Genomic DNA, 14,788 nt, shown 5'->3' with positions numbered 1-14,788 from the left:
AGTGGCTGCCTAACTATCATCATCTAACTTGTGAATTGTCTAGCTAACCGTCTCACCTTAACTCACGTTATCTAGATTGAGACTTCATTATTCACGCTATTGCGTGGATCCCCATTACCGTCTAACTCGGGTGGATTGTTCTGGTAATTCGAAAAATTCCACTGTCTCGACCAGATTATTGGCTTGGTCTTCAAGTGCCGCTGTTGCACTCGTTGATTGCTCTACTAATGCGGCGTTTTGTTGTGTAACAGAATCCATTTGGGTTACCGCAATCGCGACTTGCTCAATACCTCGGCTCTGTTCATTCGATGCAGACGCAATGTTGCCCATCAATTCGGTCACCTGATTAACGGCGGCAACCAATTCATTCATAGTTTGACCTGCTTCATTCACCAACTGAGAACCTTGGTTGACGCGTCCAACCGACTCGTCAATCAAGCCTTTAATCTCTTTCGCCGCTTCAGCGCTTCGCTGCGCTAATGCGCGAACTTCACCTGCAACTACCGAGAATCCACGACCTTGTTCACCCGCACGCGCCGCTTCTACTGCTGCATTCAATGCAAGAATATTGGTCTGGAAAGCGATGCCATCAATAACACTGATAATGGCGCTAATTTTCTGAGAGCTGTTCGAAATTGCGGTCATGGTGTCAATCACTCCTTCCGTGATTTCACCGCCTTTGGTCGCCGTACGCGATGCAGTTACAGCGAGTTCGCTAGCTTGACGGGCGTTATCCGCGTTTTGTTTCACCGTCGCCGTTAATTCTTCCATGCTCGCCGCAGTCTCTTCTAACGAGGCAGCCTGCTGTTCTGTTCTTGATGATAAATTATTATTCCCTAAAGCAATCTCACGAATACCCGTATACATTTGGTCTGTATTAGAACGAATAGAGGTGACGGTTTTTGCCAGTGACTGCTGCATGACTTTTAATTTTTCGAATACATCACCGATTTCATCACGGAAGTTAATTTCAATATTCTGATTTAGTTTCCCTTCCGCAACGTGCATAAAGTGCTCACTCATGCTGTTTAATGGTGAAATGACCTTGCGTTTTAACCATAGGTGTACAACGGCAATCACACCGAAAATAATGATAATAACGGTGAAGAATGAGCCCCATGCAAATTGGTTATAAAATCTTGCATCCGCAATAGAAGCGTTGCTTTCGTCGTTTAAAACAGAAAGGTAGTTATTAATAACACTGATTAATTCATCTTGGTTTTGTTGTGCTGGCAGATTGATATAAGCCGCAACATCGTTGTTATCAAGATTGCCTTTCAATGCATTTAACGTGACGACGAAGGCATTAAATTTCTCTTCCAATGCCGCTAAGTTTTCTTTTTCGCTTAGCACTGGCTGAGTTTTGAATTCGTTATACGATTTGTTAGCTGAAACTAAGTAGTTATCGAAAACAATACGGGTTTCTTCGATTAATGGGACGTGGTCGCCCACTTTCATCAGTAAGGCAATTTGGGTCAGGCTATTACGCGCCTGCATTAAGTTTTTACTGGTCTCTTCCAGTAATGCGCGTTTTTTAGAACCCATATCGATTCTTTCTAGCGCTTTTAATTCGCTGTTAACGATACCGACAGAGACGCCGCTTGAGGTTAACTGCATGCCACAAAATAAAATCAGGAGTAAGTATAAACTCACTGAAATTCGGATATTCTTTCCTAACATATTTAATCCCCTACTTATGCCAGCCAAAAGTTTGGCCCTTTTTTAATTATCGAGCTTAAACATATAAAAGCGCTGCGAGAGAAACTCTCACAGCGCTCGAACAGATTTACCCTTAAAAGGTTTCCCAGTTATCGTCATCTTTATGATTTTTCGATGCGATTTTAGATAAATCTGGTGTTTTAACAATATTAGATACTGTTCTTGGTGCAGGTTGTGCGTTGCGTACTTTTGCTTGATCCATTGCCGGTAAACGGAAAATGGAGATCAACTGAGAAAGCTTAGCGACTTGCTCTTCCAGTACATTTGCAGCAACAGTGGATTGCTCAACGAGTGAGGCATTTTGCTGAGTCACTTTGTCCATCTCTTCCACGGCAATACTCACTTGAGCAATACCTTTGCTCTGTTCATCAGACGCGGTTGCGATGTGCGTCATGATGTCAGTAACACGTGTGACTGAGTCGACAATTTTTGTCATTGTTTCACCAGCATCTTCTGCTTGGCGAGCCCCGACGTCTGTTCTAGAAACAGAGTCTTCAATCAAGCCTTTAATCTCTTTTGCTGCATCTGCACTGCGTTGAGCAAGGCTACGAACTTCATCGGCAACCACCGCAAATCCACGACCATGTTCACCTGCACGCGCAGCTTCAACGGCAGCGTTCAGTGCAAGAATATTGGTTTGGAAAGCAATGCTGTCGATAACCGCGGTAATATCAGAGATTTTTTGTGAGCTATCGGCGATGTTACGCATGGTATGAACCACGTTAGACACCACTTTGCCGCCTTCTTTTGCAATAACAGAAGCTTGGCTTGCAAACTCACTGGCTTGATGAGCATATTCAGTGTTTTGCTTAACGGTTGCTGTCAGCTCACTCATGCTAGCAGACGTCTCTTCTAAGCAAGCCACTTGCTGCTCAGTACGTGAAGATAAGTCATTGTTATCCGCTGCGATTTCAGTGGTACCTTGATAGATAGTTTCACTACCATCCAGTACACCACGAACCGTATTGATCAGCTCTTGTTGCATGTGCTGAGCACCACGCGCAAGTTCACCAATTTCATTGTTCGCTGAAGTATCAATTTTTGGTGTTAAATCCCCTGAAGCGAACACTTTAATGCGCTCGATCAGCGTATTTAATGGCTCAGTGATCCCTTTACGCACATAGCGATAGCTAATCACGCTGATCACTGCTAACAGTACCGATAAAATAACCAGCAAATACAGAGCTTGGCGGTAATTGGATTCTGCATTCACGACTTCATTTTCAAAATCTGAAGAAATTTCAGCAAAATAGAGACCAAATTGCTCTTCAAATTTGGCTTGTAGTCCTGACGTTCTATGCGCATAGAAACCGTTTAAGTCCCCTTTCTCTGCATATTCTGACAGTTTGGTTAATGCAGTACGGTAATCCTCATAGGATTTCAGTAAGTTATCAAATAACCCCTTATCCACCTCTGCGTTTGCCATCAACTTTCTGTAGCTGTCATACGCTTCATCGGCAGCTTTAAATTTACCTTTTGCTGAAGCAATAAGATCCGCAGCAGAGGCATCATCTTTAATGCTTAACTCTTCTAATAAATACGCGTTAATAGAACGGTTTAAGTCAGAACGAGCTTGCAATAAGTTAACCCAGCTTTGAGTCAGAACGAGTCTTTGGCGTTGGAGAGAATTCAAATAATTAATACTGTCGCTGTTATCGCCGAGTTTGGTAAACATCAAACCACTTGATACCAGCTGCAATAAAATAAATACAAAAATAACGGACAAAAGTCCTGATACGATTTTAATTCGACTGTACATGGTGTTTTACTAACATAGTGTTGTTGTAGTTTGGATATCGGACAGTTGCTCAAAAACTTTAGTCATACGCTTACCATTTTTGAGCAAATTATCAGCGTATTTAACGCATCTAATGACACGTTATTCCGCGATATTGTCGATTAACGCCATCTCTTCACTGGTCAATAATTTTTCAATATCAACCAGAATCAACATACGTTCGCCTACCGTTCCTAACCCGGTCAGATACTGAGTGGATAATGTCACCGCGAAATCTGGCGGCGGTGCAATTTGTTCTTCATGCAGCACTAGCACATCAGAAACACCATCAACCACAATTCCCACAACACGGTCTTTTAAGTTCACAACGATGACAACGGTGTTGTCGTTGTAAACCACATTTTCATGGGAAAACTTAATGCGCAGATCGATGATCGGAATAATGACGCCACGCAAGTTGGTGACGCCTTTAATAAAGTCAGGGGTGTTCGCGATACGAGTCACTTGCTCATAACCACGAATTTCCTGCACTTTTAAAATTTCGATTCCGTACTCTTCTTCACCAAGCGTAAAAATGAGGTAGCCTTCGCCATTCTTTTCTTCTTCAAGCTTGTTTAAATCGTCATCTAACATAGACATGGTATATAACCTCTATTTAGTGCATTACTGGTTGAGAAACAGGCTGTTTCTTATTAATCAAAATGTTGTTGTTCATTCTCTGCAATTCTGCGACGTCTAAAATCAGCGAAACAGAACCATCGCCCATGATGGTGGCAGCCGAAATTCCCGGAATTTTGCGATAATTACTTTCGATGTTTTTCACCACGACCTGCTGCTGCCCCACCAGCTTGTCAACCAATAAAGCAAAGCGATGCCCTGCATTTTGGATGATCAGCGCAATACTATTGGCGAGATTTGGTTCGGCGTTTTCGATAGAAAAGACGTGATGCAATTCGACCAGTGGTAAATATTCACCGCGAACGAGCAGCATTTTTTCTTCACCTGCAAGGCGATAGATATCCTCTGGCCGTGGCTGTAATGTGCTAATAATCGCGCTAAGTGGAACGATAAATACATCGTCAGAGACTTTGACTGACATCCCATCAAGAATGGCTAAGGTTAATGGCAGCAAAATGCGAATAATGGTGCCTTTACCTTCCGTGAAACCGATTTGAATGCGTCCGCCCATGTCTTGAATGTTTCGTTTAACCACGTCCATTCCGACACCTCGGCCTGATACATCAGTCACGACTTCGGCGGTTGAGAAGCCCGGTGCCATAATCAACATCGCAACTTCGTCATTGGTCATGCCATCGTGAACATTCATGCCTTGAGAGCGAGCTTTAGCCAGAATTCGTTCGCGGTTTAGCCCGGCTCCATCATCGCGTACTTCGATGCAGATATTGCCGCTTTGATGCGCCGCAGACAGCGTCAATGTTCCCGCTTCAGGCTTACCATTTGCCAAACGAACTTCTGGTTTTTCAATACCATGATCGAGACTGTTACGGACAAGGTGATTGAGTGGATCGACGATGCGTTCGATAAGGCTCTTGTCTAATTCAGTTGAGCTACCTTCCACTTTCAGTTCGATTTTCTTACCCAGTTTAGAGGCAATATCGCGCACCATACGTGGGAAGCGACTGAAGACATAATCCATCGGCATCATACGAATAGACATGACTGACTCTTGTAGAGCCCGTGAGTTACGCTCTAATTGAACGATAGAACTGAGTAAATCTGCATATTCGTTTTGGTCAACTTGTTGGCTATGCTGAGTTAGCATTGACTGGATGATCACCAGTTCGCCCACTAAGTTGATCAATTGGTCAACTTTTTCAACGGCAACACGGATACTGCTTGAATCCCCTTTGGGCTTCGCTGCAGCTGCTTTTTTAGCGGCAGCGGATGACGATGCAGATGATGGCGTTGGCGCTGTAACAGGTGTCGGTGCCGCAACCGCCACTTTAGGCAATTCAACTGGCTCGGTTGGTGTTTCAACCATTGCCGCCAACTCTTCCACCGTTGCTTCCAGTTCTTCGAGAGTTGCAGCAACTTTACTTTTCTGGTTACTACCTTGTGTTGCACGCTGGCACTCTTCAAAACTGATTTCGCTATGCTGGATTTGAGACTCATCCACGACGAAACACAGCACACCACAGATATCGTCGATATCCGTATTGGTTCCTAGCCACGCTTTTAAGCTGGAATCACTTTTTTCAGAGCCAAATAAGCTACCGAATAAGCCTAATTCATCTGCTAATACATCCACTTCCGTTGATTTCAGACCGTTCAACGTAATGATGAAATAGTGAGAGAATTCGTTATTTGTCAATGCGGCATGAGTTTGCATCGCGGTTTCTGAGGAAGGCTCATCCGTCGCAGCATCGTCATCTACAACATTGTCATCCACAGCATCGTCAGTCTCTTTGGTACTCGCGTTAACAATCGCGGCAACCTCTTCCGGGCCGATCTCGCTGACATCATGTTCAATACTTTTGAGCACATCACAAATGCGTTTGAATGTCTCATCATCCGGTAATGAGTCATTTTTATAGGCATCCAATTGGGACACCATCACATCTTTTGCATCTAAGAAAACGTCAATAATATCTGGCGTTAATGTCAGCTCATCGTGACGTGCCTTATCGAGCAAGTTTTCTAAGGTATGTGTGGTATTTTGCAGATGAGTGAAACCAAAGGTTGCCGCCCCACCTTTAATTGAGTGGGCACTACGGAATATGGCATTGAGCTGCTCGCTATCTGGGTCAATAGGATCAAGCTCAAGCAAATGCTGTTCCATATCCCTAAGCAACTCATCGGCTTCATCGAAAAATGTTTGATAAAACTCGGTAATATCCATGCTTTTTATCCAATTTCGCTTAAGTTTCACTTAACACTGACTGCCGGATAAATCCGGCAGTAGTGAGATTCGGGTGATTATGGTTTTTGTCATCACTGTTTATCGGGTGACTTTGTCACCTTCACAGTTACGACATCACTGTTTGCCGGTATTGGCACATCTTGTGGGCCTTTTTTCAGCACATCGTTAATCGGTGTTGCGCCATCGTATTCATGTAAAATTTGATTTGTTTCATCTTCATTCAATACGATGATGCTGATCCGCCGGTTGACGGGTGCTAAGCCGTTTTCTTTGTCTAGATGGATGGATGAAGCCATCCCCACTACGCGTAAAACTTTGCGCTCATCCATTCCCCCCATGATCAGCTCACGGCGAGAAGCGTTGGCTCTATCGGATGAGAGTTCCCAGTTGCTGTAATAGGCTTCGCTGGCATACGGCAAATCATCCGTATGTCCAGAAATACTAATGCGATTCGGAACATCATTGAGTAGTGGTGCAATCGCGCGCAGAATATCGCGCATGTAAGGTTCAACGGTGGCAGAACCTACTTTAAACATAGGGCGATTGGCGCTATCTACGATTTGAATTCGTAAACCATCGTTGATCATGTCAATCAACAAATGGGGTTTTAATTCATTCAAACGCGGGTCTTGTAAAATCGCTTGCTCAAGATTTTCTTTTAATTTTTCAAAGCGATAATTTGCATCACCGGAAATGATGTTATTTGGCTCTGGCATCACGTCGCCATCACGAAAAATCGGATCTTTTCCACCGCCGGGAATGGGGTTAGTGGCATCTCCGCTTTTCGTTCCTGGGTTGATGGCAGTACTGAGCGGAGTACGAAAATACTCCGCTATCTTGGTTAATTCTTGAGGACTGGAGATGGAGATCAGCCACATAACCAGAAAGAATGCCATCATCGCAGTCATAAAATCAGCGTATGCGATTTTCCATGCACCGCCGTGGGCGTGCTGCTGATGACCGCCTTTTTTCTTAACACGAATAATTTGAGGGCCATTGGCTGCCATTAGCGATTACTCCTCAGTGGTTTCTGTTGCGCGATTACCGACTTTGACTTCGCGGACTTTATCTTCCAGCTCAAGGAATGATGGTCTATCAACGCTAAATAAGACTTTACGACCAAACTCAACCGCAATTTGAGGCGCATACCCTTGCAACGAAGAGAGGAAAGTAACTTTAATGCACTCCATCATTTTTAATTGTTCGCTACTGCGCTGACGAATCAAACTAGCCAGTGGTAAAATAAAACCATAAGCCACTAAAATACCGAGGAAAGTTCCTACCATTGCATGTGCAATCAAGGCGCCCAATTCACCCGCTGGTCGGTCTGCAGCTGCAAGTGCATTTACCACTCCCAGAACGGCCGCCACGATCCCAAACGCAGGCATGGATTCACCCACCATGTTCAAACCGGATGCTGGCACTTCATTTTCTTGACGGAATGTTTCTAGCTCTTCATCCATTAATGCTTCGATTTCATGGGCTTGTAAGTTGCTTGTCACCATTAAGCGTAAATAATCCACGATAAACATCATGGCAGTTTGATCTTTGATAATGCGAGGATACTGGGAGAAAATCTCACTCTCTTGCGGGTTTTCAATATCTTTTTCGAGTGCAAGTAGGCCTTGTTGGCGAGATTTATTCAAAAGCTGAAATAACAAAGCCATTAAGTCCATTGACATGGCTTTGTTGTAAGAAGAGCGACGGAAGAGTCTTGGTAATACTTTGCATAATGCAACGATGGCTTTACCACTGTTACCCACAACAAATGCGCCTAAACCAGCCCCCAAAATAATGACAAATTCAGCTGGTTGGTACAGCGCGCCAAGATGACCACCGACCATGACATAGCCACCGATAACGGCAGCTGTAACAATGATATATCCGATGAGTATTAACACAGTATTCCCTTTCACTCCGTTGGTTAACAGATGGCAGTCAAAGGGAATATGAGGAAGGACAGGCAATGAAATTGCCTGTAAACCAAATTAATCCAATTACATTACCGCTTTGGTAATGCCATCTTGTCGATATTCCGTAATATCGGCGAGATGCTCGGAAAGTTTACGTTTTTTTATTGCTCGTGATGGAGGCTGGCACAAGCTGCACGTAAAGCTATTTTCAGGAATGTGAGCATAGGTGATAAATGAACCACTACAGCAATTGCAATCGGAGCTTTGCAACATGCCACTTTCCACAAAACGAACTAATGTCCACGCTCGGGTCAATGCCAAAATTGGCTCGTCTCCAGCATTAGGTGAGCACTGTTCTAGGTAGAGTCGATAGGCTTTGAGAATAGCATCAACCCCTTCGCATTGACCGGTTTGCAGTAAAAATTGATAGGCGTTATAGAACATGGATGAGTGAATATTTTGTTCCCATGTCATAAACCAATCGGTTGAAAAAGGGAGCATCCCTTTTGGTGGTGGGCAACCTCTGAGTTCTTTGTATAAACGCACTAAGCGTCCACGACTAATTTGAGTTTCGCTTTCCAACATCTGCAGGCGAGCCCCAAGCGAAATCAATTCCATTGCCAAACGAATATCATTAGCTTCCTTGACGATACTTTTTTCAGCTACGCTACTCATCTTTTTCTCGCTATATCTGAATCGGACTCATTATGCGTTTGCAATAGTCGGGTCGAAAGGAGGATACCCGTATGAATTTGCTGCAATTCATCAACTCGAGAATCTCGGGTAAGCTTCTCAATCGTGTCGCTGTTTTCAAATCTAAATTGACAGATTAGCTGGTTTGTTTCCGCTAATTTAACCAATTGAGGTAAAGAAAGTTCTGCTAAAGTGTTCGCCATCGAATCGGAAATTCCGAGACGGAACATGGCAGTGGCTTTTTCCTGGGAGATAAGCTTTTGAGCTAAAAGCAAATATGAAAGATTAATATCGTATATATGCTTCAGAAAATCAGTGGTAGAGCTCATTTTTTTATACCTTTCGAATAATTATTAACATCTGCATGCAGAAAGAACAAATATCAATTTGAGCCGAATGTGTTAACCAAAGTTTTAAATATGAAAATAATTAAAGCTGGATAGTGTAGTCCATTACTATCCCATGAGGTCCATTGAAATACCCAGTTTGGAGTATATAAACACACAGGTTCAAACTTAAATTAAATATATTTCCTGATTACCTACAACAATAACGAGTGGCTAAAAAGTTAGCATTTCCTGTAAATCTCAGAATATACCGATTTCATTATTAGCCGTTAATTATTATGCACCACTAAATTAACTATTCAAGACACTTATGTTTCTTTTTGGTCTATCGGGATAATTATCCATCTATATATTAGCAATTCTTTATTACAACTATATCTTAATCCTACTTATCTCAAATATTCGCAACATTTAGATTTTTCCTAAGTCAAATACTAGCATTTTAAGTAAAAAACTCACCCATATGAGGGAATTTATAAGCGATAAACACCAAGCATAACGAAAGAACCTACATATTGATCTAAATCAATCTTTCTTACTCCCGCAAAAATGCAATTTGTTTAAAGGCTTAGTAATATCGGTAACTTAGGAATAAAAATTAAACATTATTTTTCAATGTGTTTAATCAAAACCACAAATCTTAATCAAATTAATTCAATTTTTTCTCGACTAGATTAAAGTTAAATTTGTCATACATATTATTATTCCACAGTAATTTTATATTAATTAAATTTAACTGTCTTATTATTAACCAATGACAATAACATTAACATTAACATTAAAAATTCTAATTAAACCCATTTTATACACAGGCAATACCATTAAAGATTTCAGATAAAATTGTCATGAATTCTCATCGAGTATTGCCATATTAATAAGCAAGATTGTTATTTTTGTATGACAAACTCATTTTAATTAAATTAACTTTTCAAACATTTGATTAACCTATTTCGCTATTGTTTTTTGTATAAAAAATTCAAGCCACAGCATTAGTTAGCGCACTGAGTTATTGATAAAAGGAAAAAATAAAAAAACTAAGCACCATTCTGCTAGCGAATTTATAAACAATAAGATGGTCATCCAAGTTCACTACATATATGTGTAAATACGACTGCCTTGCATCGAAAATATGACTTATGTAAATAAGTAATTTAACTTATTATCCCCGCGTACATATCGCTGTTTATTTACTAGTTAGTAACTCAAAATGATGATACCGAAACGTTACTATATACTTTTATTTTAACAAATTACTTAACCACAATGACAAAATTACGTATAACTGCTTATTCGAATTAGGATGCATATGCGTTCTCATATGTTTTATTTAAAAAATTATATGATGACTAAAAGGGTAAAATTGGCATATTAATACTGGGACAAGAGGTGAATAAAATATTGTTAAAACTGAGACTTGGCTCACAAAGAGGTAATGGGTTTACATGACTGTTTCATTATGAAACGCATCTATTCTTTAACCAATCAGACTTGTAGGTGGTAAAAAATGTTCAATCTACAAACTATCACTATCCGTTTTTCATTTTATTAACATGCTACTCATTGTTTATTCTGTGACGTTTTGTACTATTTATCTTATGAAGAAACTAATTTTTGAGGTTTACTATGTTTAATTATTTAGCAACGGTTGAATTTATCGAAGATGAAGGTGTATACGAAATTAATTTTTGTGACTTCCCCGATATTCAAGGTGTGACTTATTGCGCAGAAGATGTCGAATTAGAAGCTCAAGAAACATTGCTAGCCACGCTTTCTGAGCTGATCACATCAAGAAACCCTATTCCTCTTCCCCAAAATTCAGTCGCTGATGCGTTTGTTATTCATTTGCCTGTATTGAGCTGCTTAAAAATCGCACTGCACAATGCCATTCTTGAAACTCAAACCTCGCGCAGCAAACTTGCTCGAACACTCAATATCAGTGCCCAACAAATAGAACGGCTACTAGACCTTCAATACGCTTCAAAAATTGAAGCCTTAGAACAAGCCTTATTTGTCGTGGGATATGATGTGAAAGTGACAGTTAGCCCTATCATTTAGAAATAGCCAATAAAGATAACTGTTAAAAATAAGAAAAACCGAGATATTTTCAGTTAAAAAATGAGCTACATCACCTTTATGCATTTCCCACACCACAACTGTCATTATTTAGAATGAAGCATTTGGTTCATTTCAACTTATTCTGCTATTTTTAATTTTAGGTTAATTTTTCGTTAATAGTGTTAATGACCTAGGTAGATCCGTTGGTTAAACCAGCGGTCTCTCAGCCATTTGTAAATTTTCTCTTACTCTAATTGAGATTTATGTCACAATATTTCAAGCAAACACAGCCACAAACTAAAAAAAATAGTGTGGGCTAATATCACAATGACTATCGGATAAATAACAATATGGAAGAAAATGCAACGACAACCACCTCTCGGCCATCTTCTGACCGAAATCAACTAAAACGTAGCCTCAGTAACCGTCATATTCAGTTAATTGCCATTGGTGGAGCCATTGGTACAGGGCTATTTATGGGATCAGGAAAGACCATCTCCCTTGCAGGTCCCTCTATTATCTTTGTCTACATGATCATCGGCTTTGTGCTGTTTTTTGTCATGCGAGCCATGGGGGAATTACTGCTTTCCAACCTAGACTATAAATCGTTCAGTGATTTTTCTGCGGATTTAATCGGTCCATGGGCAGGGTTCTTTGTGGGATGGACTTACTGGTTTTGCTGGGTGATCACGGGAATAGCCGATATTATCGCGATCACCTCGTATGTCAGTTTCTGGGTACCTAATTTCCCGGAATGGGTGACTTCATTTATCTGTGTTGCCACGCTACTGACGCTTAACTTAGTTTCTGTTCGACTGTTTGGTGAACTGGAGTTCTGGTTCGCGATGATCAAAATTGTCGCTATTGTCACGCTAATTGCCGTCGGCGGTACGTTGATTGCGATGAATTTCCAATCACCGACCGGACACACGGCCTCTTTAAGTAATATTTGGAACGATGGTGGTATGTTCCCAATGGGACTCAGTGGGTTCTTTGCTGGATTCCAAATTGCGATTTTCGCCTTTGTGGGAATTGAATTAGTGGGAACCGCAGCAGCAGAAACTCGTGATCCTGAAAAATCCCTACCAAAAGCCATTAATGCAATCCCGATTAGGATCATTGCTTTCTATGTATTATCCCTGATTGTGATTATGGCCGTTACCCCTTGGCGCACCATTTTGGCGGACAAAAGTCCTTTTGTGGAAATGTTCGTGCTAATCAGCCTGCCTGCAGCTGCCAGTATCGTGAACTTTGTGGTACTTACCTCTGCGGCTTCATCGGCAAACAGTGGTGTTTTCTCCACCAGCCGTATGCTGTTTGGGTTATCTAAAGAGGGAGATGCGCCGAAACAATTTAGTCAGTTATCGAAAAAAGCGGTACCTGCAACAGGCTTAATTTTCACCTGTATCTGCCTAAGTTTCGGTATTGTTTTGATCTACTTTATTCCCGATATCATGCATGCATTCACCTTAGTCACAACCGTGTCTGCGATTTTGTTCATGTTTATCTGGAGTATGATTTTATTAAGCTACCTGAATTTCCGTAAGAATCGCCCAGAAAAACATGCCGCATCTCGCTATAAGATGCCTTGGGGTATTTTTATGTCATGGGTCAGTCTTGCCTTCTTTGCTTTTATGGTTGTATTACTCGCGTTCCAACATGACACCCGACAAGCTTTAATTGCGACGCCACTGTGGTTTGTTATTCTGTTTATTGGCTACCAAGTCGTCAAACGCCGCAAACCGCGTTAATTATTTGACGGATACGCAATTAACAAACAAAACAAAAGGCTGGAAGGTTTCCCTTTCAGCCTTTTTACTATCTATAACTAGACCTATCTATAAAATCTATCAATTATTTTGTATTGTATTCAGCTTCTGCTTCATCAAAGCGGGCTTGTGCTGCTGCACTTGGCGCCTTAGTTATCAAGCTGATAACTATGATAGCGATGGTCGCAAAGATAAAGCCTGGAATGATTTCATATAAACCTAACCATTTGAATTTCATCCAAACTAATACCGTTACCGCACCGACAATCATCCCTGCTAATGCCCCAGTACGTGTCATACGTTTCCACATAACAGAGAGTAAAACGACTGGACCAAACGCGGCACCAAAACCTGCCCACGCGTTACTCACCAATCCTAAGACTTTGTTATTTGGGTCTTGGGCAATATAGATTGCGATCGCCGCCACTAACAGCACCATTCCTCGCCCTACCCACACTAGCTCTTTCTGGCTAGCTGATTTACGGAAGAATGGCTTATATAAGTCTTCGGTTAATGCGCTGGCACACACTAATAATTGGCAACTTAATGTACTCATTACCGCCGCCAAAATCGCAGACAATAAGATACCTGCAATCCATGGGTTAAACAGTAATCCGGCTAATTCCATGAAAATACGCTCGTTATTTTTCATCACAGAGCCTGCTAATGCAGGGTTGTTTTCAAAATAAGCGATACCAAAGAAACCAACGGCAATCGTTCCACCTAAGCAAAGAGCCATCCATGTCATACTGATACGGCGTGCTGAACGGATCGTACGATGTGAATCTGCCGCCATAAAACGCGCCAGAATATGAGGTTGACCAAAATAACCCAGTCCCCAGCCTAGCAATGACAGGATGGCAACAAAGTTCATGCCCTTAAACATATCAAGATATTCAGGGTTTTTCGCTTTAATCACTTCAATCGAGGTATCTAACCCGCCGAGGGATAAAATCACGACAATTGGCGTTAAGATCAGGGCAAAAATCATCAACGATGCTTGAACAGTATCTGTCCAGCTTACCGCTAAGAAACCACCTAAGAAAGTATAAGCAATGGTCGCCAGTGCTCCTAACCACAGAGCTTTGTCGTAACTTATATTAAAGGTGCTTTCAAACAGCAAGCCCCCTGCGACAACCCCAGATGCACAATAGATAGTAAAGAAAACTAAAATAACAACCGCAGAAATAATACGTAAAATCTTACTATTATCTTCAAAACGACTTGTGAAATAGTCTGGCAGCGTTAAGGCATTATTATTTTTTTCAGTTTGTACACGTAAACGCCCTGCAACAAACAACCAGTTTAAATAAGCCCCTAAACATAAACCAATTGCAATCCAGCTTTCAGAAATCCCAGCGAGGAAAATAGCGCCTGGTAACCCCATCAATAACCAGCCACTCATATCTGAAGCCCCTGCAGATAATGCGGTTACCACACTACCTAAACTTCGTCCCCCTAAAATGTAATCATCAAAGTTTTTCGTTGAGCGATAGGCTAAATAGCCGATCAATAACATACCCGTGATATATACGATGAACATAATGATCATCGGAGTGCTTACAGTCATCCTGTCGTCTCCATAGTGCGTCTATTTTGTCGTTATCTTTATAATTTTCTTTGATAACTTTTAATCTCAAGGTGTTGCACTTAATTGCACAATTTTGCATTTT

General features: G+C 41.4%; 11 protein-coding genes. 2 read left to right on the top strand and 9 right to left on the bottom strand.

Annotated features, from left to right (window positions below; translation table 11 throughout):
- Positions 1–114: 114 nt before the first annotated feature.
- The 8 genes from QS795_RS06150 to flhD all read right to left on the bottom strand — a co-directional run bounded on the left by QS795_RS06150 (position 115) and on the right by flhD (position 9,273).
- Positions 115–1,680, bottom strand: a complete 1,566-nt coding sequence (locus tag QS795_RS06150) for a methyl-accepting chemotaxis protein (protein ID WP_286269285.1) — start codon at positions 1,678–1,680, stop codon at positions 115–117.
- A 112-nt stretch (positions 1,681–1,792) separates the two neighbouring features.
- Entirely contained in the window at positions 1,793–3,478 is a 1,686-nt protein-coding gene (locus tag QS795_RS06145; RefSeq protein WP_286269284.1) for a methyl-accepting chemotaxis protein, read from the bottom strand.
- Positions 3,479–3,598: 120 nt separating this feature from the next.
- Positions 3,599–4,096, bottom strand: a complete 498-nt coding sequence (gene cheW, locus QS795_RS06140; protein WP_006662059.1) for a chemotaxis protein CheW — start codon at positions 4,094–4,096, stop codon at positions 3,599–3,601.
- 16 nt (positions 4,097–4,112) lie between these two features.
- The gene (cheA, locus tag QS795_RS06135) at positions 4,113–6,317 is read right to left on the bottom strand and encodes a chemotaxis protein CheA (protein ID WP_286269281.1); all 2,205 of its coding nucleotides are present in this window, start codon (positions 6,315–6,317) and stop codon (positions 4,113–4,115) included.
- A 92-nt stretch (positions 6,318–6,409) separates the two neighbouring features.
- Positions 6,410–7,345, bottom strand: a complete 936-nt coding sequence (gene motB, locus QS795_RS06130) for a flagellar motor protein MotB (RefSeq protein WP_154604183.1) — start codon at positions 7,343–7,345, stop codon at positions 6,410–6,412.
- A 6-nt stretch (positions 7,346–7,351) separates the two neighbouring features.
- Entirely contained in the window at positions 7,352–8,239 is an 888-nt protein-coding gene (gene motA, locus QS795_RS06125) for a flagellar motor stator protein MotA (RefSeq protein ID WP_181478378.1), read from the bottom strand.
- 96 nt (positions 8,240–8,335) lie between these two features.
- The gene (flhC, locus tag QS795_RS06120) at positions 8,336–8,926 is read right to left on the bottom strand and encodes a flagellar transcriptional regulator FlhC (RefSeq protein ID WP_154604184.1); all 591 of its coding nucleotides are present in this window, start codon (positions 8,924–8,926) and stop codon (positions 8,336–8,338) included.
- A complete protein-coding gene (gene flhD, locus QS795_RS06115; RefSeq protein WP_318627057.1) occupies positions 8,923–9,273 on the bottom strand; it encodes a flagellar transcriptional regulator FlhD in 351 nt (116 codons plus the stop codon). The genes flhC and flhD overlap by 4 nt, the downstream gene beginning before the upstream one ends.
- Before the next feature lie 1,641 nt (positions 9,274–10,914).
- Between flhD and QS795_RS06110 the strand changes: the two genes are divergently transcribed.
- Together QS795_RS06110 and cycA are read left to right on the top strand one after the other, a co-directional pair.
- Positions 10,915–11,346 (top strand): type II toxin-antitoxin system HicB family antitoxin, encoded by a 432-nt coding sequence (locus tag QS795_RS06110; RefSeq protein WP_286269274.1) that lies wholly within the window; start codon positions 10,915–10,917, stop codon positions 11,344–11,346.
- Between the two features lie 350 nt (positions 11,347–11,696).
- The gene (gene cycA / locus QS795_RS06105) at positions 11,697–13,097 is read left to right on the top strand and encodes a D-serine/D-alanine/glycine transporter (protein WP_154604186.1); all 1,401 of its coding nucleotides are present in this window, start codon (positions 11,697–11,699) and stop codon (positions 13,095–13,097) included.
- Between the two features lie 103 nt (positions 13,098–13,200).
- Here the strand turns inward: cycA and putP are convergent, their stop codons facing one another.
- Entirely contained in the window at positions 13,201–14,685 is a 1,485-nt protein-coding gene (gene putP / locus QS795_RS06100; RefSeq protein WP_211885191.1) for a sodium/proline symporter PutP, read from the bottom strand.
- Positions 14,686–14,788: the final 103 nt, after the last annotated feature.

The organism is Providencia zhijiangensis (assembly GCF_030315915.2).
In the GTDB taxonomy this organism is placed as follows: Bacteria; Pseudomonadota; Gammaproteobacteria; order Enterobacterales; family Enterobacteriaceae; genus Providencia; species Providencia zhijiangensis.
This window is presented reverse-complemented; position numbering and strand designations above follow the sequence as displayed.

Bases quoted from the DNA above. Each gene is read 5' to 3' on its own strand.
- QS795_RS06150 (WP_286269285.1), bottom strand. From the start codon at position 1,680: ATGTTAGGAAAGAATATCCGAATTTCAGTGAGTTTATACTTACTCCTG.
- QS795_RS06145 (WP_286269284.1), bottom strand. From the start codon at position 3,478: ATGTACAGTCGAATTAAAATCGTATCAGGACTTTTGTCCGTTATTTTT.
- cheW (WP_006662059.1), bottom strand. From the start codon at position 4,096: ATGTCTATGTTAGATGACGATTTAAACAAGCTTGAAGAAGAAAAGAAT.
- cheA (WP_286269281.1), bottom strand. From the start codon at position 6,317: ATGGATATTACCGAGTTTTATCAAACATTTTTCGATGAAGCCGATGAG.
- motB (WP_154604183.1), bottom strand. From the start codon at position 7,345: ATGGCAGCCAATGGCCCTCAAATTATTCGTGTTAAGAAAAAAGGCGGT.
- flhC (WP_154604184.1), bottom strand. From the start codon at position 8,926: ATGAGTAGCGTAGCTGAAAAAAGTATCGTCAAGGAAGCTAATGATATT.
- flhD (WP_318627057.1), bottom strand. From the start codon at position 9,273: ATGAGCTCTACCACTGATTTTCTGAAGCATATATACGATATTAATCTT.
- QS795_RS06110 (WP_286269274.1), top strand. From the start codon at position 10,915: ATGTTTAATTATTTAGCAACGGTTGAATTTATCGAAGATGAAGGTGTA.
- cycA (WP_154604186.1), top strand. From the start codon at position 11,697: ATGGAAGAAAATGCAACGACAACCACCTCTCGGCCATCTTCTGACCGA.
- putP (WP_211885191.1), bottom strand. From the start codon at position 14,685: ATGACTGTAAGCACTCCGATGATCATTATGTTCATCGTATATATCACG.